This is a genomic window from Sphingobacterium sp. UBA5996 (genome assembly GCF_002429765.1).
In the GTDB taxonomy this organism is placed as follows: domain Bacteria; phylum Bacteroidota; class Bacteroidia; order Sphingobacteriales; family Sphingobacteriaceae; genus Sphingobacterium.
Genome location: NZ_DJAS01000009.1, coordinates 26912 through 53148 on the forward strand (window position 1 = coordinate 26912; position 26237 = coordinate 53148).

Sequence of the window (26237 nt, forward strand, 5' to 3'; positions counted from 1 at the left end):
GGTTGAAATACTTTATTTAATTTCCAATAGTTGTAGATATTGTTCTACAATAAATATTTTGCGACTTTAACTTTATATGGATAGTGGTTAAATTAGAGTTAACTAAGTTGTAAATAGAATGCTATGGAAATTAAAACATCTTCAAAATTTTTCGCTGAACTAATTGGGACATTTGGTTTAGTGCTTTTTGGTTGCGGTGCCGCAGCGATTGCAGGAGCCAATACCACGGGGGGGCTCTCTGGTCTTGGTCTGTTGGGCATCTCCGTGGCTTTCGGTCTTTCGGTAGTCGTTTTTGCTTATGCGATTGGAGGGCTATCGGGATGCCACATCAATCCAGCCGTGACTGTTGGTGTGTTATTGGCAGGACGTCTGTCTGCCAAACATGCGGTTGTGTATATTGTTGCTCAATTTAGTGGTGCGCTTTTGGCCGCTTTGGTTTTGCAACAGATTTTATTGGGGCAGTTGGCTGGATTTACAGCAGGTGAATGGGCCTTTGGCTCCAATGGCTGGGGGAAGGGGTATCAAAATGAATATGGTACACCTTCAGCCTTTCTAATTGAATCCGTGTTAACCTTTCTCTTTGTATTTGTTATATTGGTAACGACATCGAAATTTGGCAACAGCACCATGGCTGGACTTGCCATCGGTTTTACACTTTTATTAATTCACTTAGTTGCTATTCCAGTGACGGGAACATCCGTTAACCCAGCCCGTTCGTTTGGTCCAGCTGTTTTAGCTGGAGGGCAAGCATTGTCTCAACTATGGCTGTTTATTGTTGCACCACTCGTAGGGGCCATCGCTGCAGCTGCAGTATGGCGAGTTTTGGAGCCCAAAGATTAGTTTATTCCGCTTTCATTTAACGAGTTTTATAGGCAGGCATCTACGTATTAAACTCGTTAAATGAAAGTAGAACGTTGCTGCCAACAAACCTATCTGAAATTCGATAGGTCAGTAATAAAGTTCACCACCTTTTCCTCTTCGGTAGCCCAAGACGTAATTAGGCGAATAGCAGCATTATCATGATCTATTTCTTTCCAAATGTAAAACTGATATTTTTGACTCAATACCTGAATGAGAGACTTTGGTAAAATAGGGAATAGCTGGTTTGTAGTGGAATCAGTTAAAAACGAGTAGCCCTTTTCTTTAATTGCTTTGGTGATTTGCATCGCATATGAATTTGCTTTTTGCGCTAGTTGAAAATACAAATTATCTTTAAACAATTCGAGAAACTGAACGGATAACACACGACCTTTGGCTAGTAAAGCACCTTTTTGTTTGATCGCATAATCGAAATCCATCGCCAATTCGGACTTATTGAAAATGACAGCCTCTCCTAAAAGCGCACCGTTTTTTGTACCTCCAATATAGAATACATCACAATATTTTCCAAGATCTGATAGCGCTAAATCATTGTTTTCCGCTGTCAATGCATGTCCTAAACGGGCACCATCCAGATAGAGTAGCAAGTGATGTTGCTGACAACATCCGAATAACGCCTGTAGTTCTACCAAGGTATAAATTGTCCCAATTTCTGTAGAATTTGAAATATAAACTATTCGTGGTTTTACCACATGTGGCGCTAAAGCATGCTCTTTCAATGTTCTTATGATATCGTCAGGAGTTAATTTTCCATTTATAGTTTCTATGGCAATAACTTTATGCCCAGTTGCTTCAATAGCACCAGTTTCATTGGCAGATATATGTCCAGTCTTTGCACTAATGACGGCTTCATGAACGCGTAAGAGAAACGATAGTACCAATAGATTGGTCTGTGTCCCTCCAGATAAAAAATAAACGGAGGCTAGTTCATTAGCTATCTTTCTCTTTAAAATGGCTTTTGCTTCTTTAGCATATTCATCCTCTCCATACCCAGGTTGCTGTATGAGATTTGTTTCAATAAGTTTATCTAAGATGCGGGGATGCGCCCCTTCTGAATAATCGTTTTTAAAACTATACATAGATTTATTTTTTAGTTGACCTGCTCTTAACTATTTTGTTCTAACTGTTACTAGCATTAGCAATGAATTTTGACCGAATCAAATGTATAAATACATTACCGTTTTTTTATAATCTTAACCTTGAAAAAGATTTCTTTTTGAACCACTATAGCTGCATTTTTGAAAACGAATGACTAAATTGGCTAGCGATTGTAAATCACTTGTTTATCTATATTAAATTATGAAAAGAGTTGTATTTGTTGGAAGTATCTTGCTGGCATTTGGAATGGGCTATGCTTTCAATACCGTTAAGCATTTAAACCAGTCTGCCGAACTTAAAAGAGTAACTGGTATAGGTGGATTTTTCTTTAAGAGTAAAGATCCAAAAAAACTGAGAGCATGGTACGCGCAACATTTAGGTATCACTACCAATTCCTATGGCGGTGTATTTGAATGGTATCAAGGAGCAGATAGTACAAAAAAAGCATTTACTCAATGGAGTCCTTTTAAGGAAAGCACAGCCTATTTTGACCCTTCGGAAAAGGATTTTATGATTAATTACCGCGTGGAAGATATTGAACTTTTAGTCGAAGAATTGAAGAAGGAGGGGGTTACCGTTCTTGATAATATCGAAGCATTTGACTATGGCAAATTTGTTCATATCATGGACATTGAAGGAAACAAAATAGAGCTTTGGCAACCGAATGATATGGTTTACGAAAAGATGGGAATTGATATGGGAGTCACAACTATAAAATAAGCTATTTTAGTCACGTACAGTAAGAACCGATTTTAACATGAGATGCCTAACGCAATCGAGAGACGTAGCTGCGATAGTCCCCAAACAATAAGCGACTAGATCTGACCATACGAATCCCTGGCCAAATGCAAGACGTAACAGCACATTGGTTCTTATCCATAAAAAGAACGGAGATTGTATGAGTTGTAAAAATTCGATCGTAAAACAGAATAAGACAGTGATGATGCTGGAAAAGAGTATTGATTTTTTAATAAATATAAAGCGTGATAGCCAGTATACCATCACAGCATAGAGGACATCACCGCATATCGGTGGTATTACCACTATTTTTCGGGACAACAGACCGAGAATGATAGTTGCTATGGCTAGAACAAGGTACTGAATATTTGTAATTTTTTTCATCACGATAATAGGGGCCTAGTTTATTGCCTTAAATAGGAGACCGTTGGAACAGCATTCCCGAAAATCTTCTTGTTTCCTTTTGTCACTACAAATTCACCATGTAATGCTATCGTACTGGCAATTGAAAAAATCACATTGGTGTCGGTTTGAGGATGTATTGTAGCGAGTAGTTGTTTGTTTTGATCAAATATCTGAAGCTGGTTGACCAGCTTCTGGTTGATTTCCATGGAATGTATTGTCGCTAGTGGAATAGTTTTGGGAATTTTTTTCGAGCTCTGAATGGATAAATTCTTACTGTCGACCTGTATATCGATTTTAGGATTAATGAATTGCAGGAGGATAATAAGTGGTCCAATTACAACTACCGTGACCAATATGCCTAAACCTTTCGCGGAACCGAAATTATTTGCCGCATCGGCAAGCCCATTTATACCACCAAAAAAGACATAAAGGACCACAATTAATACTGCTAAATAACCTAATCCGAACATTAAGCCCTTTTTTACATGATGTGATTTAAATTGAAAAGTCTTCATAAAATGCGCCTTTAATTTTTCGATGTTTTTTATTAAAGATATTTATATTTATGTAATCAGACAGATTAGTTATACATATTTTTTAATTTTATTATAGGCAACATTGGAGAGTATCATTGAGATTAAGCGAACTAACTTGTTAAAGAAGTCGGATTATTTTCTATTATTGAATTATACAGTATGCTCAATCCTCGGGATTGTCAGTATATTTTGGGATTGGCAAGCGAGCATTGGTCCTTTGATAGGTACGATTTTGGTCGTTGTTTTAGCAATACTTTTTTCAGTAATTTTATTAAAAGTTACTAATCGGTCTTATCACCATACTAAGAATGACTAGAGTTGTTATTTAAGAAATTTGCGTACCATTGCCCAGAAGATTTTATAATACGCTGTTGATTTTTGAAATCAACATAAACAAGTCCAAATCTTGGACGATAGCCCTCTGCCCACTCAAAATTGTCAAGAAAAGTCCATACAAAATACCCTTTGATATTTACATTTTCCTGTTTTGCACGATAAATTTGTTGTAAAGCGTCCTGTAAATAGGTAACTCTTTTTGGATCATGAACGATACCATTTTCTACTTGGTCGGCAAACGCCGCTCCATTCTCCGTGACTATTAAAGGGGGCATATTAGGATATGTACTAAATTTTTTAAGCATATAGTAGATGGAAGCTGGGTAAACCTCCCAATTCATTTCGGTCATTTCAACTTTACGCTCTTTCGCAGATACTATTTTCGCTCGAAGATAAGGAACAAACATTGCGTATCGTATAACTTCCCGTGTATAATTTTGTACCCCTATGAAGTCCATGTTAAATTTCAAATCTTTTTCATCATTCACTTGAATGTACTTTTCGATTCTATTCAGGATTTTAATCTCTTCTGTCGGATAGCCCATACCTAAAAGCGGCTCTATAAAGAGACGATTCAGCAATACATCTGCTTTTTTTGCCGCTACGATATCCTTATCTCTTAAAGAAAAAGGTTCTACATGAGAACAGGAGAATGTGGTGCCAACATGAATATCAGCTTGTATTGATTTAATGATTCGCCCTCCCTGTGCCTGTGCTAAAGCAGCATGATGGACTGCAGCCAAAAAATTGCCCAAGCCTCTTCTTTCCGGCGCATGTACACCAAAGAAATAGCCCGCGGCAGTGAAGACAGTAGGCTCATTGAGCACCATCCAGTTCTTGACACGATCGCCATAGGTTTGCACACATTTGGAAACGAATTCTCCAAACCAATCTTTCACCTCACGGTTTACCCACCCACCTTTTTTCTCTAATGCATGCGGTAGATCCCAATGATACAATGTAATCCATGGAGTAATTCCAAGTTCAAGAGATAGATCAATTAGGCGGTCATAAAAATCCAGACCTCTTTGATTTACTTCGCCTATTCCGTTTGGAAATATACGGCTCCATGATAAAGAAAATCTGTAATTAGGAATATGCATTCCCTTCATCAGATATAAATCATGGACATACCGATTGTAAAAATCACAGGCTTCATTACCATGTTGATTTTGGAATACGCGATTCTTTTTTTGTACGAACACATCCCATATTGACGGCCCTTTCCCATGCAAGTCGTGAGCCCCTTCAATCTGGTAGGCAGCTGTGGAAACTCCCCATATAAAATCTTCGCCAAAGGCGTCTTTGGTTAAAAGCATGTATGATAATATAATTATTGGATCTTAATGTCAATTCTTTTAAACCATTAAGTTTTGTAAAATCTTAACGGTGAATAAAATGAACTGAATTGACCCAAAAAGATTCTAAATAAAATCCGCCCGACAAAATAGCTTATTGTTTTCATAATACATACGTTAATCTCTTTTAACTTCAGTAACTATCGTACTATAAAGTAACAAAACTTATATGAAGTCGATGTGAACGAAAGATTAAATATCACGACAATAAGTGATTCGATCAGCTGGCAGAAAAGAACTATTTGATTTCAAATTCCGTAAATATCGTTCTCTTGAATTCTAAAACTTCTGGTGTAATTTTGAAGCCATCACCACCATATCCCTTATTGAATGTCTCTAAAGCCATTCCTGTTCGATATTGGTTTGATTCGTTTGACGCGCTTCCATCATTGGACAAATACAACAGTTTCCCAATTTTAATATCAGCCCGAGAAGCAAGTTTTTTTGCAGATTTTAAAGCGTCATCATACGCAATGAGGTCGGCTTCTCTCAAAATACTGTCTGCTTTAGAGTGACCGAAAGAAATAGATCCAATTCCACTTATTTTAGTTTCTAACAGTTTTCCTGTCAATTCGGTGAATTTAGATAAATCATGTAAAACGAAATCGATTGTTTGCTGCGCCTGGTAACCTACAAATTTATTGGTATTAGCAACATATTGATAGTCTTTGTTGGCCGAAACACTACTTGTTTTAATATCTTCTTTCTCATTCTCGTATTTTTGCAGCAAAGCTATTACCGTGTCGACAGTGGCGTGCGTCTCTCGTACAGCATCTACCATCCTTGGTTTTGTAAAAGCCGTATTGATTGTTAAGGTTACTTGATCTGGCATGATTCTGATCTTTCCCTCACCACTGACACGAATTCTATTTTGATTGTCATTGGATATTTTACCGCAGGAAGATAAAAATATGGTTCCGCTTAAGCCGATTAGAAAGATATAAATGAATTGCTTTTTCATACATTATGATGTTCGATATGATATTGATAGTTAAGTAATCTCTTAAATATAATAAATATATAGGAGATACCTATTAGCAAACATCACTTGAAGGAATTGGTTGCAAGAATAAACTTAATAGGCTATTTGAATAGTTTGAATAAAAATGGCCAGAATTTCTTCTGGCCATGACTGCTTTGTAAACTGTCTTTTTTAGTGTATCGATTATACTAATCAACGCTCTTTGAATATATCTTAAGCTGCTTTTGCAATGACTTTCTAGCCATATGTATCCGTGTTTTGACGGTACCCTCAGGAATTTGCAGATGCTCAGCGATCTCATAATATTTAAATCCCTCTAAGAACATTACAAAAGCATTGTAATAGTCTTTTGAAAGACTATTTAATGCGTGTTGGATATCCGATGCCACAAAATTACTCTCTCCACGATTTGTTGTCATGTCGTTTCGATAGCCAGTGCTGATATATTCACTTCTATAGTTCTCCAGTCGTTTATTACGCGTATATTGATTGATATACGTATTTTTCATAATGATATAGAGCCATGACATCAACTTAGGATGTTTCACGAACTTTTCGATAGATGCTAGTGACCTAACCATGGTTTCCTGCACCAAGTCCTCCCGCTCATCCGGATCATTTGTAAATTGCGCTGCCAAATATTTTAATGTAGGTCTTTTTTCCTTAAACAGTTGATCGATTGTTGTATTTTCCATTTTATCAAATTTTAAGTGTCTATCTTGGTGCATTTACTGCAATTAGGATGCTAGAAAACAGGTATGAAAATAGTAGCTGTACTGATTTTTAAGTCATGGGTATGGTATGGTTTATTTTTAAATAGTTGTAAATCAGACTTTTAAATTGTTTTTTTGTAGTGCCAAAATTTTTTAGTTGCTCAATTTTGCTTAAACAATGAGTGTTTTCCTGTGTAATTTCCCCTTTTTATCTATCGCTTATACGTATTTATACGCAGTACATTAATTTGTACATTTTATTTACAGAAATAGATATTAATTTTTAAAACTGTTGCCCTATTTTAATGGTTATAAGTACAACATGACGTGGAAAGCAATATGGGGAACGACAATAAAAAAATATATTTTGACGTATCGGAAGGAGCGAAAGAACAGTGCGAAAGTTTGGAAGATCGTTCGGAATTGAAGCAGGCGTGGGATGGTAGTCAGGAGGACTTCTATAAATCGATTATCAAAAATCAACAGGATGATCTTGGAAAAATAGGACGATATTTCCGTGACGAATTGGCTCAGGAGCTTTATGGAATGCGTATATCACTTCAAAATTTTACGAATCGATATGGAGATTTTGAAGAATTACGTTGTTTACGTGATTCATTGGGGACTTTAGTTATAGAAATTCGCAATAAAGCAGTTTTACTTTACAATCCGATTTTAAATGACTTAGGAATTTTTCATGCGGTAGATGAATTGGTAGGGAGTTATAAAAATCAATCAGGTTTTACAATTGATACGTTACTTGATCCGCATTTGAGCGAGTTGCATCGGGAGACACAAGTCCATCTATTTAAATTCATAACGGCATTATTTCAATATTTAAATGACGAGGTATCTGCACATGCTATTGCGATTTCAGTACAGGTGATTGAATGCGAGATCTTAATTAAAATTTCTCCCTTTTTTAGACAGGGAGATGCACTCTCAAAAACACCGTCTGTAAATAATCCTATGCGCTTAACAAAGATTGCTGAACTATACAATGCACGCATTATGAATGATTCGCTGGCGACCGGTATTTTAATTAAATTGACTATTTAAACAGATAATAATGATAAAAATCCTATTGGTTGAAGACCACATGGTTGTTCGTAACGGAATAAAATTACTATTGGAATCGCAAGATGGATTTGAAGTTATAGGGGAGGCATCTAATGGAAAAGAGGCTCTTCATTTCTTAGCTTCGAATCCTCTCCCGGATATTGTATTGACCGATATCAGTATGGATGAAATGGATGGGATGGAACTACTGCAGGTGATAAAAAAGCAGTATGAAAAAGTTAAAGTGGTTATATTATCCATGCTGAACCAAATTAATTATGTTATTGAAGCTTTCGAATCTGGACTATCTGGCTATTTGGTTAAAAATGTGGGGTATAGCGAATTACTATTTGGATTAAATCATATTGCTGCTGGTGGTCGGTATCTGAGTGAGGAAATCGCCATGATACTATTGGATCAAGTCAGCTCCGGACAGAGCTATACACAGCTGCGAGGAGAAATGTATGACGATTTCGACATCTCGGATAGAGAGCTCGAAGTATTAAAACTCATAGCTGAGGGGTATACCAATGTGGAAATTGCAGATAAGATTTTTTTAAGCAAGCGTACAGTTGAAGGCCATAGGCAAAACCTAATTGATAAAGCAGGAGTGAAAAATACCGCACATTTGGTTAAATTTGCTTTCGAAAGAGGTATTTTAAATTAATAGGTTTATCAATTCAACCCTGTATTTGATGACTTGTCATATCCAATACAGATTGACGTAACGGTCAATCTGTATTTTTCAGAATAGTTGGATCTTCGATATATTTAACACAGTATGGATTTGTTTTAACCTCTTTTTTACTATCGTCTTCCACCGATAAATTCTGATGTTTATAATTGATGTTTTCCTCTTCTTCGGGATCGATTTCGTCTAAGTCTGGTTGGGGATGCTCGCTAGGATCAGTGTCATTTGGATCCGGTGCTGTATGTTTCCCAAGCAACCCTTTTCCGTACCATATGTTACTAAAATAGTAGGCAATAATAATACCTCGTTTTACTACTGCACTTTGTGATAATATTTCTTCCATTTCGATTTTCCTTATTTGATTACAACCCATTTTAAGGGATGCTATTCTTTTTATAAATAAACAATGTCTAGTGGAAAATAGTTTGACAGATTTAAGTATTCAAGATCAGGGATCAATCGACCAACATTTGTTCAGGGAACGGTTTAACAATAGGGAAATACAGGTGGACGGTAGTACCTTGGCCGACTTCAGATTCAATTTCTATTCTTCCGCTTAACCGTTCCATTATTCTTTTTACAAGTGAAAGACCAATGCCAGTACCAGGTATTGAACCTACATTATCGGCCCTGGTAAACATTTCATAAATATGTGGCAATTGCTCGCTCGGAATTCCAATACCGTTATCCTCAATTCGATAATGCGTATGGTCATTTTCATGGCAACTATCAATTGTTACTATTGGCGTATCTGATTGTGCTGAATATTTTATTGCATTAATAATTAAGTTTGAAAAAATTTGATATGCTGCACTTTTCTCGCCCCAAATAGGTAATAGCGTTCCAAAACGGGGCTCACAATTATTAACATTGTACAGCATGCTGTTTTCTTGAAAAATACGCTGTATCGTGTATGCCATCGGAATCGGTTCCTTGTCCAAAATGCTGGAGCGGTGCTGGCTTATTTGAACCATATTATTAATGATATCTTCTATGTTTGTAACACTTCGGTTGAAATTCTGATACCATCTGTTGATTTTTGTCAAGTCAATATTGTCCGGGTGCTGTTGTAGGAATTGTATTCCCATTTTTAAGATGGACAATGGATTCTTTAAATCGTGAGATAAGGTATGGGTAAACATTTCCAACTCATTATTTAAACTGAGAAGCTCCTCATTCAGTAATTGGCGTTCTTTTAATTTGGCAAAAATAGATTCTTTGATGATTTGGTTTAGGCGAAGAACGAAATTGATTTCAGCATCATTCCAGGGTTTGGCGACATCGTAACGTATGTCCTCCCAAATTTTGAGTCGTTTGTTTTCAGGTTTTGTATTTTTCAACATCATCTGCATCACCTGACTACGGTTTTCTATTCTAAACCAAACAATATAATAGTCATTTTCCAAACCGACTTTTAAATACATTAAACCTGCAAATTCAAGTTTATCGTTAAACTTATCCTGATGATTCAGACGAAAATTGTAATCTTTAAAGACTGGCTTATCGGTATAATTTTGGAGAAATTGGATGATTTCATAAAATTGTGATTTATGGGGGGCATGTCCATAGTTAAAAATATCACCATGATTAAATATAGCCAAACCATCTGCATGTACTAATTTGGTCAAGATATCCATATGCTGAATAAGAGCACAATTTACCATCTTATTTTCGGCTAGGCTTCTCTTCAGTTCTTCTTCAGCATTTTTAAGAAGTTCTGTTCTTTCCAAAAGATTCTGTTTAATATAGCTTTCATATTTGCTGGCTGCAGCCTGGATGGCGAATGTACATAGTTTTCGTTGTTGCAGATCAACTAAACATTTTTCTTTGTTTTGGGCAACTACAAGTCCCCAAAAGTCGTCATCGATACAAATGCGAAAAAACAAGGCGCTTTGCACATCTATTTTTTTTAGAAAGAGACGATGGAGTTCTGGTAATGGAGATAACAAACTCGAAAGAGAATCAACCCTATTGTCCGTATAATAAAATTCTTGCCCCTCGATTTCAATATGTGGGGCATATCGATATGAATAGCTTTTATAGTATTCCAAAGCTTCTTCGGGCATAAAATCTTTTGAGAATTCCTTTCCTTTGAAATGAGATTTCCCAGTGGTAGTATGCTCGGCAACCACTGTGCTATAGCCTGTTTCCTGGATGTGTAGAACAAAAACCCGATCATAATTTAGTAATTTGCTCACTGCAGCACAAACACGATCCCAATTATTGGGTTGAATACTATCAAGCAGGAAATTAAGTTCATTAATTTTTTTAGCAGCGATGTTTTTTTTGTGCTGTCTTTCCCATTCTAAATAAATGAATTGATCATGTTTTCGCAATTTTAAATAGATACGTTCTTTATTTACTTTAATGGTTAAAATATGGCTTGATTGTTGTCCATCAATAAAATCAGTCACTGCATTTTTGACCTTTACCCATGCTTCGCCAAATAGATTGCTTACACTATGAAAAAAATTTGTTCCTAATATATTTTCTTTTAAACAATCCACATGTAAAGCAGATTCTGATATTCCGACAACAATAAAATCCCGGTTTAGAACCACGAGACTTCCAAAAGATTGAAGCTTATTGAGTAATTGGCTGTTAGATTGATATGTATGATTCATGCTACCCCAAGATTCCTTATGATATAGCTAAATATACGGATAAATTACTGTAATACAGCTAAAAATTACGGGGGTAAGCTTATAAAAAGCAAGTTTTGGAGTCCTTTACAACACCAATAGGAAAGTACAGCAACTTCTGTTTGGAAAAATCAACTACATTCGCACATCAAATTTTTTTGCTATGACGTTAGCCATACCTTTGATCAGTGATTTCCACTGTGGATAGGAAGCCCCCAATTTGGCCGCTAAACCAACGAAATAATTTCGGATGTTGTCACTTACTTTCTCGTTGTCTACGTTAATGATTTCATTTCTCCCAGCATATTGGAACAGCAAGCTGTTTCTACGTTGTTCGATCAGAAAAGTCGATGAAGAAATTCCTTCAAAAAAGTGAGCTGTATTTTTATCTTCTGGATGACTTGGATCGGGGCAAGGCTTTAGTGTGATTGCGAATACCTTGTAATCCGAGGTTTTCTCGGACATCAGATTAACTACGTTTACCCAGTCGTAACCGTCACTAGCTGGAAGTCCGGGGCCAGGAATGTCTAGTCTGATGTAATCGTGCAATTCCAAGGAGCGTTCGATGGGCGTACCGTAACCGGAAGTGAGCTGAAATACTGCTGCCGGAAGCTCTGCTAATTCATACCAATGATTAACGTTTTTTAGATTATCTACCGCCAAATCAAAAGCCATACTGGCAATCGCCTCGCTTGGAAACTCCAGCGACTCAAAACAATCTAATCGTTTGCCATCTTTCTGTTCTGGAATAATATTTTTCATAGTTCCTCCTTTTCTTTGACTAATTAAACCCAACCGTTATTTTTAGCCTTTTCGCTATTATACTATCAATTGAACGTGTAATGCTATTTAATGCTCAATGGAGTTAATCGGAATTTATCCTATACTTGACCTTACTTTGACGATTACGGGTCTATGCTACATGCTTCGATTAACCTAAACTAGCTTTAAGTTTTGCAAGCAAATCATCCGCTTTTGTATGCTTTACTTTCATTTTTCGAATGGTTGGTCGCTTACCCTTATCTTTTTGTTTAATTATTTTTAAAAGGTCGTCCATATACTCATTTTTATAGCTACTGATATCAAAAGATTTGCTATGTTGCTCAATCAGCTGTGTTGCCATGTCCATCTCTGCTTTTTGAATTTTTATTTTGTTCGGTAGTTTTAGTTCATCAAGCGTTCTGATCTCTTGTTGATAACGAATTTTATTCAATACTAATGCATTTTCATAAGGCTTTATAATAGCTAGGTGTTCAACGTTCCGCATAACAAAAGATCCTAAACCAGCCATCTTTGTTTTTTCCAGCGCTTTGATCAAGAGTTGGTACGCTTTTTCACCACCTTTCTGCGGTTCTAAATAATAGGGTGTTTCAAAATATACACTATCAACATCTGCTACCTTTACAAACGCATGCAAATTGATCAATTTTGTTTTTTCCGGACTTGCATCTTCAAAATCTGCATCTTCCAAAACAACATAATGGTCTTTCATAAAATACCCTTTGACAATATTGTCCCATTTCACCTCTTTACCCGTGTTTTCATTTACACGCTTAAATTTGATATTGGCTAAATCTTTCCGATCGAGCATATCCAAATCTAAGGAAGCGCTTTCTGTTGCACTGTATAATTTAATTGGAATATTGACCAATCCAAAACCAATAGCTCCAGTCCAAATTGCACGCATAAATAATCTTTTTAGTGTTATTAGCAGAACCTTGATGCGCATGAAATGGTTTGAAATTTTTATGAAATAGCCTTCCTAAATCAACTGCTTAGAAAGGCGATCGCATATTAGTTCGCTGCTGCAACACCTACTTGACTATTCTTCCGCAGAAAACGGAATAATTTATCTTCCAGTTTAGCTAAAGGTAATTTATTTTTAATCGTTGGGAACTGTCCCTCCATAAACACGCGCTGTATTGCAGGATGGACATAATATTTTTGTGAAACGGTCTTAGTATTACCTAGTTGCTCAGCAACATTTTTAATGACATTATTGAGCTGTCTTTTGCGCGCATTGATAGCCCCCGCCGGTTTGATTTGCGCAAGCTGATAAAATGCTTCCCGGCTAGCTCCCCAAATACGAATACTTTTGCAGCTGATTTGGCCTTTCGAATTTTCCCGTAAATAGTGATTAAAAGCGGAACCACAGAAGCTGCTTTCGCAATCTGCGCTATCAATCTGAAATATCCTTTTCCCTTTCATTTTTAGCAGTTCCGTCAGTAGCTTTGCCTGTTGACTATTGGACCATGATTTTTGTTGAAAAACTCCCTTTTTTCCTTTGTATGCTAACGATATCGTATTATTCGCAATAGTAACGTGTCTTTTTTCCAACGTGCTCAGGCCGTAAGACTTATTGGTGAGGGTGTAGCGCTTATTGCCGATACGTATCAGTGTACTATCCATAATTTTAAAAGCAATCGCACACAACTTATTCATGTCCCACTGTTCGCGCTTAATATGTTTTGTGCTGATTTTTCTCAACTCCTGCAAGTATTTCCCAATAAAGAGGATGTTGCTAAATTTTGCTGCTTGCCTTTCGTCAACAAATTTCGAATGATAAATATATTGTTTACGCTCTTTCTGGTCGAACCCAAAAGCTTGTAAGTCGCTTTTGGCACTTTTGGCAATCCACACATCCTTCCAATTGGGTGGAATTACTAACTTCGTAATTCTATCTAAAATCTTTTGATCCGAAACTTCCGTTCCGGACATATCGAAATATTTAAAAGACTTGCCTATTTTCTTTCTGGTATATCCAGCCTTTATTTTCATATTACTCTTTAAAGTCGACGTGATCCAATGTTTAAGATAGCTTAGCCCTCTTTGCAAGCATCTTGATATACTCCTGCGTTGCTATGGTATGTTAAGAGGATAGATTCGCAATGCTATCCCTATTAACCCGTATATCATCGCCTGTTCGATTAATGTCCTTTATAGTGTTGAGTTCCATTTAATTTCTTGGTGAGTGAATAGTTATTTTTGCTTAGAAGAACGAAATAAACATTAGTTCCGTTTTAGAAAAGCAACAATATTATTCTAACAAGTTAGCGGTGTTGCAAAGGTCGGTATATCCCGTATGGTCAATCTTAGAAGAATTCCATTAAAAAGGCTGCTTTAAAGCAGCCTTTTTAATGGAATTCTTCTATCTATTTTCTCGATCAGCATAGGAGTTCTTTTTGCCTTTCTCATGATCCGTTTTGATCGGTTTGTTTCCTGATGCATTCAAAACTTCTCCCTGTTCGACTGTTTTAACAGTTCCTTTTCCAATAGGACCACCGCAAATAATGAGCATAATGACCATATCTTGCTGATTTGTAATTTTAACTCGTGATTTCATACCTTTTATTTCTATTAATTTGCGCATCATTATATCTCGTTAAGATCTTCGTAATAAGATAACCTTACAATATTTAACTTGTTTCAGTTTAATTTTGAGTCTTAAGCCGCTTTTTTATACACCTTGAGTTGCTTTTGCAGTTTCTTCCTCGTCATGTGTATTCTCGTTTTGATTGTACCTTCTGGAATGCCAAAATAGGACGCTATCTCATGATATTTATACCCTTCAAGGAACATCTGGAACACCTGGTAGTTCTCTTCTGATAAACTGCACATGGCTTTTTCAATGTCGTCCGCAATAAATTTATTCTCGCTTTTATTGGCTTCTACCGTATTGCTGCTCTCCAGGCCGATATACGTGTCGTGGATATCGGTAATTCGTTTAGCCTTGCGATATTGATTGATATATACATTTTTCATGATAACATATAGCCAAGACATTAATTTGGGATGGCGGATAAAATCATCAATCGATTTTAATGCACGAATAAGTGTTTCTTGAATTAAATCCTCTTTTTCATCTGGATCATTCGTAAATTTACCAGCAAAATGTTTCAAAAGGCTTCTCTTTTCTTCGACTAATAAATTTAAATTGTAATTGCTCATAGTACCGTTTGTTAAATTGATGGATGTTTTATTTGTGGAAGTAAGTACAATTAGAGTGCTAATTTTTCGATTTTAATTCTTCTAAAACTTTGTTCAAACAACTATATGTGAAAAATACGTATAACCAGAATAATTGCTTTTGTAGCAGAAAAACTACAATAAGGCAAACTGCACTCGATCTTAATCGTCAATCAGCATCAATTGATGTGATTTTGAAAGGGTATTTGTTCCCTAAAGAAATGTCTAAATTACGGGGTGCCACGTTTTTGTTTAAATGTAATGATCGTCTATTTTCTTCCACAGGTATCTAAAAGTCTTTTTGTCTTTTTGTTAAACTAATTAGTTTTGATTGTGGTTCTTAGATAAATATTTAATATAAAAACAATTAGACTATGAAGAAGACTAGAAAATTTGCATTAGTTGCATCGACATTAATGATGGGGGGCGTAATGTTATTCTCCTGTCAAAATTCCAAAAACAATACATCTGAGGGAGCGGGGCAATCGGACAACATTGCGCCGACTGACGCCGATGAGACACGGTATAATTTAAGCGAGCAGCAAAAGATGAGCATGCAGAAAGATACGAGTCTATCAGATACACTAAGAAAAGATAGTATTAGTGGTAAGTAGTATTGTTGATAACGGCGATTCGGCTTATAAAGGATAAGCCTTATAAATTTGTTAAAGCGTTTGTCTAAAAAAAACTCCCTCAATCGAGGAAGTTTTTTTGTTTTTAAATTGATTCCAAATCATCATCATCTTGTTCAGAACGATTTGGTTGTGCTCCGTCATGATCTTCTTCTGTTTGGATTTTTTCCTCATTGTTGCGATCACGTTGTTCTTCCTCACTTGGATCAGGCCCATCGGCATTTTCTGGATAGTACAGATCCGGAGTTACATCATCAAGATCGGGCACCTTGGGTGGGGTATATGTACGGCTACCATCATGTGTAGATGGATCGCTGTCTAAGGGATCTATTCCATTTAGGAATAGTGCATTGTTGTTGAGATACTGTGAATAGGTATCATTAAATCGAATCGTTGCATTCATAATTTTTTTTTAAAAGAGAACACTCTTCAACTCTTATTGGTTGATTCTTTTTTATAAATGTATCCAGTAAAGTTTAATAACAAATTCAAAACTTTTCATTTATCGATCTTGTTATTAGTTCAATTAAAGTTATTTATAAATTATAATAGAGATACGATGAGAAAATTTACACTTCTTTTATTAATAACAGCGGGTATTGGCTATCAAGCGCAAGCCCAGAAGATTGAGACAACTCCTCAGATGTCTTCAGAGGTCGGCATTGAACCGATACGTCAGGGCAACTGGATGGTTGGTGGATCGATCGGTAATTTGGGTTATAGTTTTGAAGGAAAATCATTTAATATAGCACTTCAACCTAGAGCTGGTTATTTTGTTTCGGATGGTTTAGCTATTGGTGCGCAGGCTAATCTTGGTTTAACTACTATCAAGGATGCCGATAACGATTGGACGTATGGGATAGCACCATTTGTGCGATATTATTTTCCAAATGCTGGTTCAACCACAGGAAGGTTTTTTGGGCAGGGTGATATCGGTATTTCGGGAAGCTCTAAGGGTAAAGATGTTGCTCTTGCGGTAGGGGCAAATGTTGGTTATGCTCATTTTATAACTCGAACAGTCGCATTGGAAACGACTTTCGGTTATAACTATAGTAAAGCCAATATAAATACCGGTAGCGGTGCAAGTGGATTAGGTTTTGGTGTGGGTTTTCAAATCTATTTACCTGGTAAGCGCTAAGTAGCGAAAATTAATTAAGACCTCAAAAAGCATGGCTCCAAAAGAATTCGGACCATGCTTTTTTTTCGAACGTATTACTACGTGCTCTTTGGTAAGAAAGACCCTTTCTTTTTTAAAAGCATTCAATTCAGAAAACAATTGAGGTGCAGTTGATGTTTCTTCAAAAACAAGTGAGACGATGACAGCAACAAAAAATATTGGATTGGTACTTAAAGATAGAATGGGTAAATGGTCTTCTTATAATATTCCATTACTCAACGAGTGCCATCTTAACAACAAGCTAGTGAAAAGCAATGAATTTGAGGGCATTTTTATTGTAGGAAGTTTGGCAACAGGACTTTATATTTTTTCATTGTACAAAAATCGGTTTATCGATTTGATGGGTAAGCGAATTGAGACGGAGGAGATTTGTGAACATTTTAATCAATATAAACAGGCATTCATTTAAGTAGCTACTTCATCGAAACAAGCACAATTCAAAAACGGTCATCTGTCCTAAATACGATAGATGTAAAAAATATAGGGTATGTAAAATGTGCGATCAACTTTTATTGATCGCACATTTTTGTATTAATGAAAAATTGGCTTATCTAGCTTTATTGCTAAACGATAAACAGCGTTCATCAATCCAACATGACTGTATGCTTGAGGAAAGTTACCCCACTGACTGCCATTTTCTTCGGTTACATCTTCACTGAATAAGCCGAGGTGATTACTATAGGTCAGTAAACGCTCTAAAATTTCTTTCGCCTCATCGACCCTTCCGACACAAGCCAGCGCTTCTACATACCAAAATGCACAGACCAAAAAAGTCGATTTGGGTCTTCCGAAATCATCTTGATGTTTATATCGATAGAAAAGGCCATTTTCTCCCTTTAATTCTTTCTCAAGCATTTCGAGATGATGTAGCGCCTTTTCCGATTTCGGATCTAAATAGTCCATTACGATCAGCTGCAAGGTGCTGGCATCCAAATTACTGCTATTTATTGCATTTTGATAGACCTTACGATCATCATCATAGCAAGCCTCAATATATGCTTCTGCCTTTTTTAGGAGGATATTTGCGCGATCCTCCATGTCTTGATAACCGTTTTGGCGCGCAATTAGTAGTGCCGCTTTACATCCGACCCATTGAAATAAGTTAGAATAGCAATGGTGGTTTGCAAAGTTTCTGAATTCCCAGATGCCCGCATCCTTTTCCTCGATCGTAGCCTCAATCTTTTCGAGGATGAAATTCACCCATCCCAAAACGTTTTTATTCTCATGAATTTTAAAGCGCTGATCAGTGAAGAGCGGTAGTAATGCAATCATCGCCTGACCATAAACATCATTTTGAATATGTTCGAAAGCTTGATTTCCAATTCGTACCGGACCACTTCCCTGATAGCCTTCTAAGTACGGTAAGATCTGTTCGGTAAGCTCTGTGGTACCAAGAATACCGTACAGCGGCTGAAGTCTTCCCGGATTACGATGAGTGATGCCAGCAATGTAATTTGCGAAGCTTTCCATTTCTTCAAATTGACCAATATGTGTTAGGGCGGTCAGTACATAATAACTGTCGCGTACCCAGCAATAGCGGTAGTCCCAGTTTCTTCCAGAGCCTGGATATTCAGGTAAACTAGTGGTTGAGGCGGCGATAATTGCTCCCGTGTCCTCATATTGGTGAAGCTTAAGCACTAACGCTGATCGGATAACCTCTTTTTGGTAAATGTTGGGAATACTGCATCGTTTAATCCAACGTTGCCAATAACTGATTGTCTTTTGAAGAAAATCTTCACAAGTACTCTCAATGGCCGATTCAAAGGCCGAATCATAGGTGAGTACAAGATATCTGTTCTCACTTATGATGGTCCAGCTCTCATCCTGAAAGAAGTGAGAAATGGGCAAGTCAGTAGTCAGCCGAATTCGTTCTCTGATCTGGTCACTCGTATAAAGAATATGATTGCTTCCGCGTGTCGGCTTTAGCGCCACACGGCCATAGTCGCCAGTTGGTTGACACTTGATGTTGACGCTTGGAGCTCCATAGAGCGGCTCAATTTTCCGTATCAACATTAGCGGCTTAAAGTACCGCCCAAATTGTTCGAACCGCGGTGCAAAATCTGTGATACGATAACCATAGGAGTCGGTATGTATTTCTGTGCAGAGTACATTTGAATTTTTGATGTAATACTGCTTCGTTTCAACAATAGGCTCTTCAGAACTAATCCTGAACGTTCCCCCTTGATTTTTGTCAATCAAGCTGCCGAATACAAAGCTGTCCTCAAACGAAGGCCAGCACAACCAGGATATGTTTGTGTCAATGCCGACGTGCGCGATATAGGAACAGTTACCAATGATTCCAGATTGATAGGTATGTTTTTTTTCAGTAGTGTTTTCGCTCATTATTTTATAATAAGTTGATTCAAAAATTGAAGAACATCTTCTTGTTCATCTAAATAATATTTTGCTGCAGATTTGTTACTGCCTACTTTGATACTTATGGTTGACTGAGGTAAGTACCGAAATAAATCCTCATCGGTAATATCGTCACCAATTGCCAACATAAAATCGGGCTTTATATGGCCAGCGATTTCCAATGCAGCCTTACCTTTATTAACTTCTGTATTTTTAACTTCAATGACAGCATTTCCATCCAATAACTGTAGTCCATATTCGTTCAACATTGGATTTAATACCTCTTTAAGTTCTGTTGCCTTTAGTTCGCCCAATCCGAGTTCGACTTTGCGATAATGCCACGCTAAAGAATATGGCTTAACTTCCATGAAGGCACCAGGGGTTTGATCGGCTAATTTTTCCATCAGCTTTTTTACTTCGGGCATCCAATGTAGCGCTAATCCTTTTTTATATGACCAGCTGAAATTGGGGAAATTAGACCATATGCCATGTTCTGCAACAAGATAGTAGGACCGGCCATCAAACCAGGATGATAAACTTTCCTGTGAACGGCCGCTTATGATAACTAACGTGTTCAGTGGATCTGAAATAATGTTGTCCAAAAGATTATAGAGTAGCGTTGTTGGCGTTGCCTTTTGCGCATGGTTCTGAAATTTGACCAGCGTACCGTCATAATCCAGAAAGAAAAGTCTATTGCTACTTTTGCTATAGCGTTCAGAAATACTGTTAAATACTTTGTCCGAAATTCGTCTCGCCCATTCGTCACGCTGTATAGCCTTAGTTTCAGCTAAGCGATTGGTAAAGAGCTGGACCCAATGCTGTACATTAAATTTCTGTATAATTTGCATATTGGCATCGGCCCTTTCTTGAATCTCTTCAGGAGCCATTTTTAGCGCCTGATAAATACTATCGGCAGTTTCCATACGATTAAATGGATTGATAATCAAGGCATCAACGAGTTCTTTGGAAGCGCCTGCAAATTCGCTTAATATCAATACACCTTTCGATAACGTCTTACTGGCGATGTATTCTTTACTCACCAAATTCATTCCATCGCGAGTGGAAGTAATCATACAGATATCCGATGCAACATATAATGCTACCAACTCTTCGAATGGAAGCGATTTGTAGAAATACAATACCGGTGTCCAGCTGAGGTTTCCATAAATAGAATTGATTTCACTTACTGTTCGATTAATCTCATCTTTCAATTTTTTGTATTGCGATACCTTATCTCTAGATGGCACGATTAGCATATATAAAACAACCTTTGTGTGCCATTCAGGATATTTTTGGAGGAAGGTCAGGTAAGCGCGCAGTCTTTCTAAAATTCCTTTACTATAATCGAGCCGGTCGACTGAGATAATAATTTTTTGATCAGGAAAGTGACTTCTAAATTGGGTAGCTACAGCCTGAATTTTTGGTTGGGTACTGACTTCAACAAATTTGTGAAAGTCAATGCCCATGGGAAAAGATTCGATAAATATATGTCGGTCTTTATATTTTAACTGATTATAGCCCGACGAAACGTGCAGAATTTTTTTGCAGGCATTTAGAAAGTTTTGACTGTCAGCAAAGGTATGAAATCCGATAAGATCTGCTCCAAGCAATCCTTCAACTAACTCTTTACGTTGTGGGATGTTCATAAACAGTTCCTCTGAAGGGAAGGGAATATGATGAAAATAACCAACGTTGAGTTCTTGATTTTCTGAGCGTAACAACTGGGGGAGTAGCATAAGCTGATAGTCCTGAACCCAGATGAAATCAGAAAGCTCATCGATAGAAAGAGCCGCTTCACAAAACTTTTTATTCACGGCTACATAGGTAGACCAATATTCGGGATCAAAATGGATGTAGCTCGGTTGATAGTGACAGATAGGCCAAAGCACCTCATTCGAATAACCTTCATAGAAATTGCGAATTTCGTCTTTTGATAAGAAGACAGGAAGTAAGTTCATCGGCTTTAGGAGCTCAACAATTTTCTCCTTTTCCTCATCATCTTTAGGCACTATTCCAGGCCATCCAACCCATAAGATCGCATCTGTATCAAAGGCTGAATTTAAACCAGTTGCCAGTCCTCCTGCACTGGGTTTAATGATTAATTTTTCTTTTTTTCGTTCTATTTGTATCGGCAGTCTATTTGAAATTATTATTTTCTTCTTTTTTTTCATAAGAATATTAGATCGATTTATTTGTCGTGTAGAAGAGTTATATCGAATATAACGGTGGGTATTTAATCCAATATTTTAACAACCTTGGGGGAAAATAGTTTGGATAAATTCAAATTACAAGGACCAATCGGAACGAAGGCGAAGAATATTTCTGCTTATTTTAAAATCTAACGGACAACCTTTGGGGCAGTGGTATTCAGAATAGCAAAGAAATAGCAACAAAAAGGCCTGTATTTTTTACAGGCCCTAATATGGTATATTCAGTTGGATTACGATAGGTTGACTGGAGCTCTTTCTGCATCCAGCTTTTTCATGAATTGATCGAGTATGTTACCTAGTCTACCTGAAATTTCTCCTAGAATACTTTCCCAATCTTTCACTGTACCATCGCAGTTGTCAGAAACGATTTTAATACTATGAAAGGCAAGATTCTTTTGGAAACAGAAATTCGCTAGCGCATAAGATTCCATGTCAAAAGCCATAGGGTTTAAATGTTTAATATCCTGATAGAAAGATGAATTTACATGGATAAAACGATCCGATGTCAAAAGTGCATCTTCGTAACGAAACTCTTCAGCCGATATCGATTCCAATACTCCCTGCCCCTTAAAAAATAACGTGTTCTCTAGAAAAAATCCATCTGTATAAGCGTCTCCTTGTGCGTAATAGGACGGATAAAGAACATGTCCTATCGGATGCCGTGTACAGCCCACTGTGCCAACATTGAGAACAATTGGATTAATTCCCAGTGTTTTAATGTCCTCGTAAAGTCTGGCGACAGACAAGAGCGCATTCACTTTGCCAACACCAATTTCATAGATGTAAGTGGATTTGCTTGGTGAATGAAAAGATAGTTCGTTCTTATTTGCTACCAAGATTATCGTTTCAATATCTTTATTCAGGATCATTTAATTTTCTTCAATATATGGGTATTCGAATTCCAATCCTCCAGCAGTGATTAAATTTAAGAAGTTAACACAAGCTTGTTTTGACGAATCAAAATCCATGAATGTGTAATTTCCACAGCTAATCGGATTTTGGAAAGGAACTTCATATCCTGCTGTAAGAATTATTTCGAGCACCTCCTTCATCAACTCCGCTACGTTTTGAGGAGTTCTCGCTGTTCCGGCCAATACAACATAAAATCCTGTACAGCATCCCATCGGGCCCACATAAATGACTTCATCACCTAAAATCGTTCTAATTTCCGTTGCAAAGCAGTGCTCCAGTGTATGCATTACTTCAGGAGACAACATACGCTCAGGAGAATTTGGCCTAATCATGCGAATGTCGTAAGTTGTATAATTTTCGACATTGCTGTTATTGATCGTAGAAGCCTTTGCGTAGATCCCTTGTTTCAATTTGGTATGATCTACCGTAAAACTATTTACTTTTGCTTTTTCTTTTGTGTACATCTTAATCTGTTCAGTGCTACAAAGCTTGTGGCCTCATAGGGGTTAAAAGTTGAATATTAAAAATTTCTACAAAGATACTAGATTATTATAGAAAAGGGCTAAAAAACGACTATTTTAACACTTCGTAATGTTCGACTGTTGGGAATGGATCGTAGTAATGATGTAAAAGTTTCTCCCATTCCTTAAATAATGCAGACTCCTTGAAACCGATGGTATGGTCCTCTAACGTTTCCCATTCCACCAACAGGATGTACTGGTTATCCTTTTCGATGCATTTACGGAGAGAATGCGTGATATAACCTTTACTTGCACTGATATACTGGCAAGCTGTTTTATAATCTCTCTCAAAATTGGATTGTTGCCCTTCAATAATTTGTAATACGGCTACTTCTAAAATCATAATTTCGTTTTTTATTTAAATTTAGTAATATATCAAACTTAGAGAATTTGTTTTTTATATGCAATACAGTGACAATCTTATCCAGGTAATTTATTCTATATGCAGTTTAAGAAGGATTTAGGTCTTATCACTGTATCAAATGTAGCTTTGCATTGTTATTTTGTAAATTCATAAGCTGCACGACTAAAGGAATTCCAGGATTACGATTTTGGTCGTTCCAAACTAATGAAAGAGTTGTTCGCTGTGGTAAAGCATCCAATTCGAAAAACGAGACATCAACATGATATCCATTTTTTAACGAAGATGGAACAATAGCAACACCGAGCCCCTGGGCCACCATATTAAATATGGTCAATGCATTGACTGTACGAAGCGTTACTTTGGGAATAAACTTATGATCACTGAAAATACTCATGACCAGATCGTAATAGGAGTGACTATAGTTTTTGGAAAATAAGATAAATGATTCGTCTTTTAAGGCATCCAGACTTGGATACTGAGACATTAAAAACGGATGATTATTGGGTAATACAAGACTGAAATGCTCCGTATATATCGGTTGGCTGCTCAGCCCAAGCGGGGTTTCGGAAAGACGGACGAATCCCAAGTCTAATTCTTTTTTTTCCAGCAGATCCAGCTGCGTTTCATTCGCCAATTCATGAAGAGATAACTCAATGTCGGGCTGCTGCTTTTTTAGATTAATAAGTAATTCCGGAAGAATAGTCTGAACAGCCGATCCGATAAAACCGAGCTTTAAGGTGCTTATTTTACCATTGGCATAACTCTGAAGTTGAGTTTCAATTTGTGCTAAATGTCTAAATAACTCCTGCACCTCTTTAAATAGATACATTCCGGCCTCGGTTAACATGACATTCCGCTTAGTACGTTCAAAAAGTAATACCCCATAATATTCCTCCAACTGCTTAATTTGCCTGCTCAAGCCCGGTTGTGCAATAAACAATCTTTCCGCCGCCCTTCGGAAATGCAATTCTTCGGCCAATACTTTGAAGTACAATAAGTGTCTAAACTCTATTTGATAATTCATGGTTATCAATTGATGATCAAAATGGTATTTCTGCTTATCAAATATAGCAAGTACTTTTGAGTAAAGCAGATCGTAAGATGGATATATTTTTATACGGCAGTGGGCATTTGACTTGTTCCACAGCCTTAGCAATAGCGAAAGGATTGGTTCGGGGAGCGATATCATCCGATGTCAGGAACAAGATCGATCAAAGCGCTAGTTACGTCAGCAAAATAGTTGGACGCGGCGAGGTCGTCTATGGGATCAACACGGGTTTCGGTCCGCTGTGTACCACTCGCATTGATGCTGGTCAAACGCAATTATTACAGGAAAATATCCTTAAAAGCCATGCTGTCGGTGTGGGTGAACCTATAAGCGATGATTTAGCTAAGTTGATGCTTATCCTTAAAGTTCACGCGCTTTCTAAAGGATTCTCGGGTGTTCAATACAGTACAATTGAGCGGATGATTTGGCATATTGAGAACGATATCATTCCTGTTGTGCCAAAACAAGGATCAGTGGGAGCATCGGGTGATTTAGCGCCTTTGTCTCATTTATTTTTGCCATTAATTGGTTTAGGAAAAGTAAAGTTAGAAGGGAATGTTGTGCATACAGCCGCCATTTTGGAAAAATACGGTATGGCACCGATTCACTTAGGCGCAAAAGAAGGGTTGGCGCTGATCAATGGGACTCAATTTATGGCGGCACATGGCGTTATGGGCGTTATTGAACTGAATCGTATGCTTCAAAATGCCGATATTATTGCCTCTTTAATGATTGAAGGCTTAAATGGTTCGATAAAACCCTTCTTTTCGGAGCTACATGAATTACGACCACATAAGGGAAATCGTTATGTCGCTGCAAGCATCTTTCATATGCTTCATGGATCGGCTATTTTAGAAAGTCACAAACACTGTTCCCGTGTGCAAGATCCTTATTCTTTGCGTTGTATTCCTCAAGTTCATGGCGCATCACGCAACGCTTGGTTTCATTTAAAGGATACCATCGAAATTGAAATAAATGCGGTGACTGATAACCCTGTGATCATTAACGACGAACTAACCATTAGCGGTGGTAGCTTTCATGGGCAATCCATTGCATTACCTTTGGACTATGCCACGCTGGCGGCGTCTGAAATTGGGAATATTTCTGATCGAAGGGTCTATCTGTCTTTAGAAGGCCAAACCAACGGTGTACCCAAATTGTTGATGAAATCGACTGGACTCAATTCAGGATTTATGATCTTACAATATAGCACGGCGGCTCTAGCAAGTGAGAATAAAGGACTTTGTTTTCCGGCGAGTGCCGATAGTATTCCAACCTCTTTAGGCCAAGAAGACCATGTGAGTATGGGATCTATTGCTGGACGAAAACTGTTGCAGGTGATTGATAATGTCGACAAAATATTGAGCATTGAACTGTTGTGCGCAGCCCAAGCCAAAGATTATCATCAACCGTTAACATCAACTGCTTCACTGGAAGCTATCCACGGGAGAATCCGTCAGTCCATTCCACATATTGAATCGGACCAGCCGATGGAAGAGCTGCTGACTGAAGCATTAAAAATGGTGAAATCAGGCGAGCTTATTGCATTGCATGGTCAATATGCTGCTGGAGAGATTGCTGAAGAGCTAAAACAGCAGTTTGAGGTATTTTAAAC

28 protein-coding genes are annotated in these 26237 nt (G+C 37.4%); 8 read left to right on the forward strand and 20 right to left on the reverse strand.

Going from position 1 to position 26237, the window contains the following annotated elements; genetic code table 11:
* Positions 1-123 precede the first annotated feature (123 nt).
* A complete protein-coding gene (locus B3E00_RS06450; RefSeq protein WP_293883066.1) occupies positions 124-840 on the forward strand; it encodes an MIP family channel protein in 717 nt (238 codons plus the stop codon).
* Between the two features lie 89 nt (positions 841-929).
* Here B3E00_RS06450 and B3E00_RS06455 read toward each other — a convergent pair whose 3' ends face one another.
* Positions 930-1958 (reverse strand): threonine aldolase family protein, encoded by a 1029-nt coding sequence (locus tag B3E00_RS06455; protein WP_293937717.1) that lies wholly within the window; start codon positions 1956-1958, stop codon positions 930-932.
* 220 nt (positions 1959-2178) lie between these two features.
* Here B3E00_RS06455 and B3E00_RS06460 point away from each other — a divergent pair, with 220 nt between their 5' ends.
* Positions 2179-2697, forward strand: a complete 519-nt coding sequence (locus tag B3E00_RS06460) for a VOC family protein (RefSeq protein WP_293883069.1) — start codon at positions 2179-2181, stop codon at positions 2695-2697.
* 6 nt (positions 2698-2703) lie between these two features.
* Here the strand turns inward: B3E00_RS06460 and B3E00_RS22220 are convergent, their stop codons facing one another.
* The 5 genes from B3E00_RS22220 to B3E00_RS06480 all read right to left on the reverse strand — a co-directional run bounded on the left by B3E00_RS22220 (position 2704) and on the right by B3E00_RS06480 (position 7027).
* Positions 2704-3099, reverse strand: a complete 396-nt coding sequence (locus tag B3E00_RS22220) for a DUF2809 domain-containing protein (protein WP_409530110.1) — start codon at positions 3097-3099, stop codon at positions 2704-2706.
* Positions 3100-3119: 20 nt separating this feature from the next.
* Positions 3120-3635 (reverse strand): hypothetical protein, encoded by a 516-nt coding sequence (locus tag B3E00_RS06465; protein ID WP_293883071.1) that lies wholly within the window; start codon positions 3633-3635, stop codon positions 3120-3122.
* 323 nt (positions 3636-3958) lie between these two features.
* Positions 3959-5311: a GH1 family beta-glucosidase gene (locus B3E00_RS06470; RefSeq protein ID WP_293937719.1), complete on the reverse strand. Its 1353-nt coding sequence runs from the start codon at positions 5309-5311 to the stop codon at positions 3959-3961.
* A 277-nt stretch (positions 5312-5588) separates the two neighbouring features.
* A complete protein-coding gene (locus B3E00_RS06475) occupies positions 5589-6311 on the reverse strand; it encodes an SIMPL domain-containing protein (protein WP_293937721.1) in 723 nt (240 codons plus the stop codon).
* Between the two features lie 209 nt (positions 6312-6520).
* Positions 6521-7027 carry an RNA polymerase sigma factor gene (locus B3E00_RS06480; protein WP_209579273.1) on the reverse strand — a complete coding sequence of 169 codons (507 nt, stop codon included), beginning with the start codon at positions 7025-7027 and terminating at the stop codon, positions 6521-6523.
* A gap of 345 nt (positions 7028-7372) precedes the next feature.
* On the opposite strand from B3E00_RS06480, the gene B3E00_RS06485 reads away from it, so the two are divergent.
* Positions 7373-8104, forward strand: coding sequence for a hypothetical protein (locus B3E00_RS06485; protein WP_293937723.1), 732 nt, complete (start codon positions 7373-7375; stop codon positions 8102-8104).
* Positions 8105-8114: 10 nt separating this feature from the next.
* A complete protein-coding gene (locus tag B3E00_RS06490) occupies positions 8115-8771 on the forward strand; it encodes a response regulator transcription factor (protein ID WP_293883084.1) in 657 nt (218 codons plus the stop codon).
* Between the two features lie 64 nt (positions 8772-8835).
* Here the strand turns inward: B3E00_RS06490 and B3E00_RS06495 are convergent, their stop codons facing one another.
* The 7 genes from B3E00_RS06495 to B3E00_RS06525 all read right to left on the reverse strand — a co-directional run bounded on the left by B3E00_RS06495 (position 8836) and on the right by B3E00_RS06525 (position 15385).
* Positions 8836-9138 (reverse strand): hypothetical protein, encoded by a 303-nt coding sequence (locus B3E00_RS06495; protein WP_293937724.1) that lies wholly within the window; start codon positions 9136-9138, stop codon positions 8836-8838.
* Positions 9139-9250: 112 nt separating this feature from the next.
* Positions 9251-11419, reverse strand: a complete 2169-nt coding sequence (locus B3E00_RS06500; protein WP_293883090.1) for a GAF domain-containing sensor histidine kinase — start codon at positions 11417-11419, stop codon at positions 9251-9253.
* A gap of 153 nt (positions 11420-11572) precedes the next feature.
* Entirely contained in the window at positions 11573-12199 is a 627-nt protein-coding gene (locus B3E00_RS06505) for a hypothetical protein (protein WP_293883093.1), read from the reverse strand.
* A gap of 169 nt (positions 12200-12368) precedes the next feature.
* Positions 12369-13124: a Ku protein gene (locus tag B3E00_RS06510; protein WP_293883096.1), complete on the reverse strand. Its 756-nt coding sequence runs from the start codon at positions 13122-13124 to the stop codon at positions 12369-12371.
* A 107-nt stretch (positions 13125-13231) separates the two neighbouring features.
* Positions 13232-14215: a DNA topoisomerase IB gene (locus B3E00_RS06515; RefSeq protein ID WP_293937726.1), complete on the reverse strand. Its 984-nt coding sequence runs from the start codon at positions 14213-14215 to the stop codon at positions 13232-13234.
* Positions 14216-14585: 370 nt separating this feature from the next.
* Positions 14586-14780 carry a hypothetical protein gene (locus tag B3E00_RS06520; protein ID WP_293883102.1) on the reverse strand — a complete coding sequence of 65 codons (195 nt, stop codon included), beginning with the start codon at positions 14778-14780 and terminating at the stop codon, positions 14586-14588.
* Positions 14781-14881: 101 nt separating this feature from the next.
* Entirely contained in the window at positions 14882-15385 is a 504-nt protein-coding gene (locus B3E00_RS06525) for an RNA polymerase sigma factor (RefSeq protein ID WP_209579282.1), read from the reverse strand.
* A gap of 392 nt (positions 15386-15777) precedes the next feature.
* Here B3E00_RS06525 and B3E00_RS06530 point away from each other — a divergent pair, with 392 nt between their 5' ends.
* Positions 15778-16017 (forward strand): hypothetical protein, encoded by a 240-nt coding sequence (locus tag B3E00_RS06530; RefSeq protein ID WP_293937728.1) that lies wholly within the window; start codon positions 15778-15780, stop codon positions 16015-16017.
* Positions 16018-16120: 103 nt separating this feature from the next.
* On the opposite strand, the gene B3E00_RS06535 is transcribed toward B3E00_RS06530, so the two are convergent.
* Positions 16121-16438: a hypothetical protein gene (locus tag B3E00_RS06535; protein ID WP_293883108.1), complete on the reverse strand. Its 318-nt coding sequence runs from the start codon at positions 16436-16438 to the stop codon at positions 16121-16123.
* Positions 16439-16594: 156 nt separating this feature from the next.
* Here B3E00_RS06535 and B3E00_RS06540 point away from each other — a divergent pair, with 156 nt between their 5' ends.
* Both B3E00_RS06540 and B3E00_RS06545 read left to right on the forward strand, forming a co-directional pair.
* On the forward strand, positions 16595-17173 hold the full coding sequence (locus tag B3E00_RS06540; RefSeq protein ID WP_209579285.1) for a hypothetical protein: 579 nt from the start codon (positions 16595-16597) through the stop codon (positions 17171-17173).
* 178 nt (positions 17174-17351) lie between these two features.
* Entirely contained in the window at positions 17352-17621 is a 270-nt protein-coding gene (locus tag B3E00_RS06545; protein ID WP_293883112.1) for a hypothetical protein, read from the forward strand.
* 122 nt (positions 17622-17743) lie between these two features.
* Here B3E00_RS06545 and B3E00_RS06550 read toward each other — a convergent pair whose 3' ends face one another.
* The 6 genes from B3E00_RS06550 to B3E00_RS06575 form a co-directional block, all read right to left on the reverse strand.
* A complete protein-coding gene (locus B3E00_RS06550; protein WP_293937730.1) occupies positions 17744-19555 on the reverse strand; it encodes a glycoside hydrolase family 15 protein in 1812 nt (603 codons plus the stop codon).
* Positions 19555-21738: a bifunctional alpha,alpha-trehalose-phosphate synthase (UDP-forming)/trehalose-phosphatase gene (locus B3E00_RS06555; protein ID WP_293937732.1), complete on the reverse strand. Its 2184-nt coding sequence runs from the start codon at positions 21736-21738 to the stop codon at positions 19555-19557. The genes B3E00_RS06550 and B3E00_RS06555 overlap by 1 nt, the downstream gene beginning before the upstream one ends.
* Positions 21739-22007: 269 nt before the next feature.
* Positions 22008-22646: a hypothetical protein gene (locus tag B3E00_RS06560; RefSeq protein ID WP_293883117.1), complete on the reverse strand. Its 639-nt coding sequence runs from the start codon at positions 22644-22646 to the stop codon at positions 22008-22010.
* A complete protein-coding gene (locus tag B3E00_RS06565) occupies positions 22647-23153 on the reverse strand; it encodes an S-ribosylhomocysteine lyase (RefSeq protein WP_293937734.1) in 507 nt (168 codons plus the stop codon).
* Between the two features lie 109 nt (positions 23154-23262).
* Positions 23263-23553 carry an antibiotic biosynthesis monooxygenase family protein gene (locus tag B3E00_RS06570; RefSeq protein ID WP_293937736.1) on the reverse strand — a complete coding sequence of 97 codons (291 nt, stop codon included), beginning with the start codon at positions 23551-23553 and terminating at the stop codon, positions 23263-23265.
* A gap of 127 nt (positions 23554-23680) precedes the next feature.
* The gene (locus B3E00_RS06575) at positions 23681-24598 is read right to left on the reverse strand and encodes a LysR family transcriptional regulator (RefSeq protein ID WP_293937738.1); all 918 of its coding nucleotides are present in this window, start codon (positions 24596-24598) and stop codon (positions 23681-23683) included.
* 77 nt (positions 24599-24675) lie between these two features.
* On the opposite strand from B3E00_RS06575, the gene hutH reads away from it, so the two are divergent.
* Positions 24676-26235 (forward strand): histidine ammonia-lyase, encoded by a 1560-nt coding sequence (gene hutH, locus B3E00_RS06580; RefSeq protein WP_293937740.1) that lies wholly within the window; start codon positions 24676-24678, stop codon positions 26233-26235.
* Positions 26236-26237 lie beyond the last annotated feature (2 nt).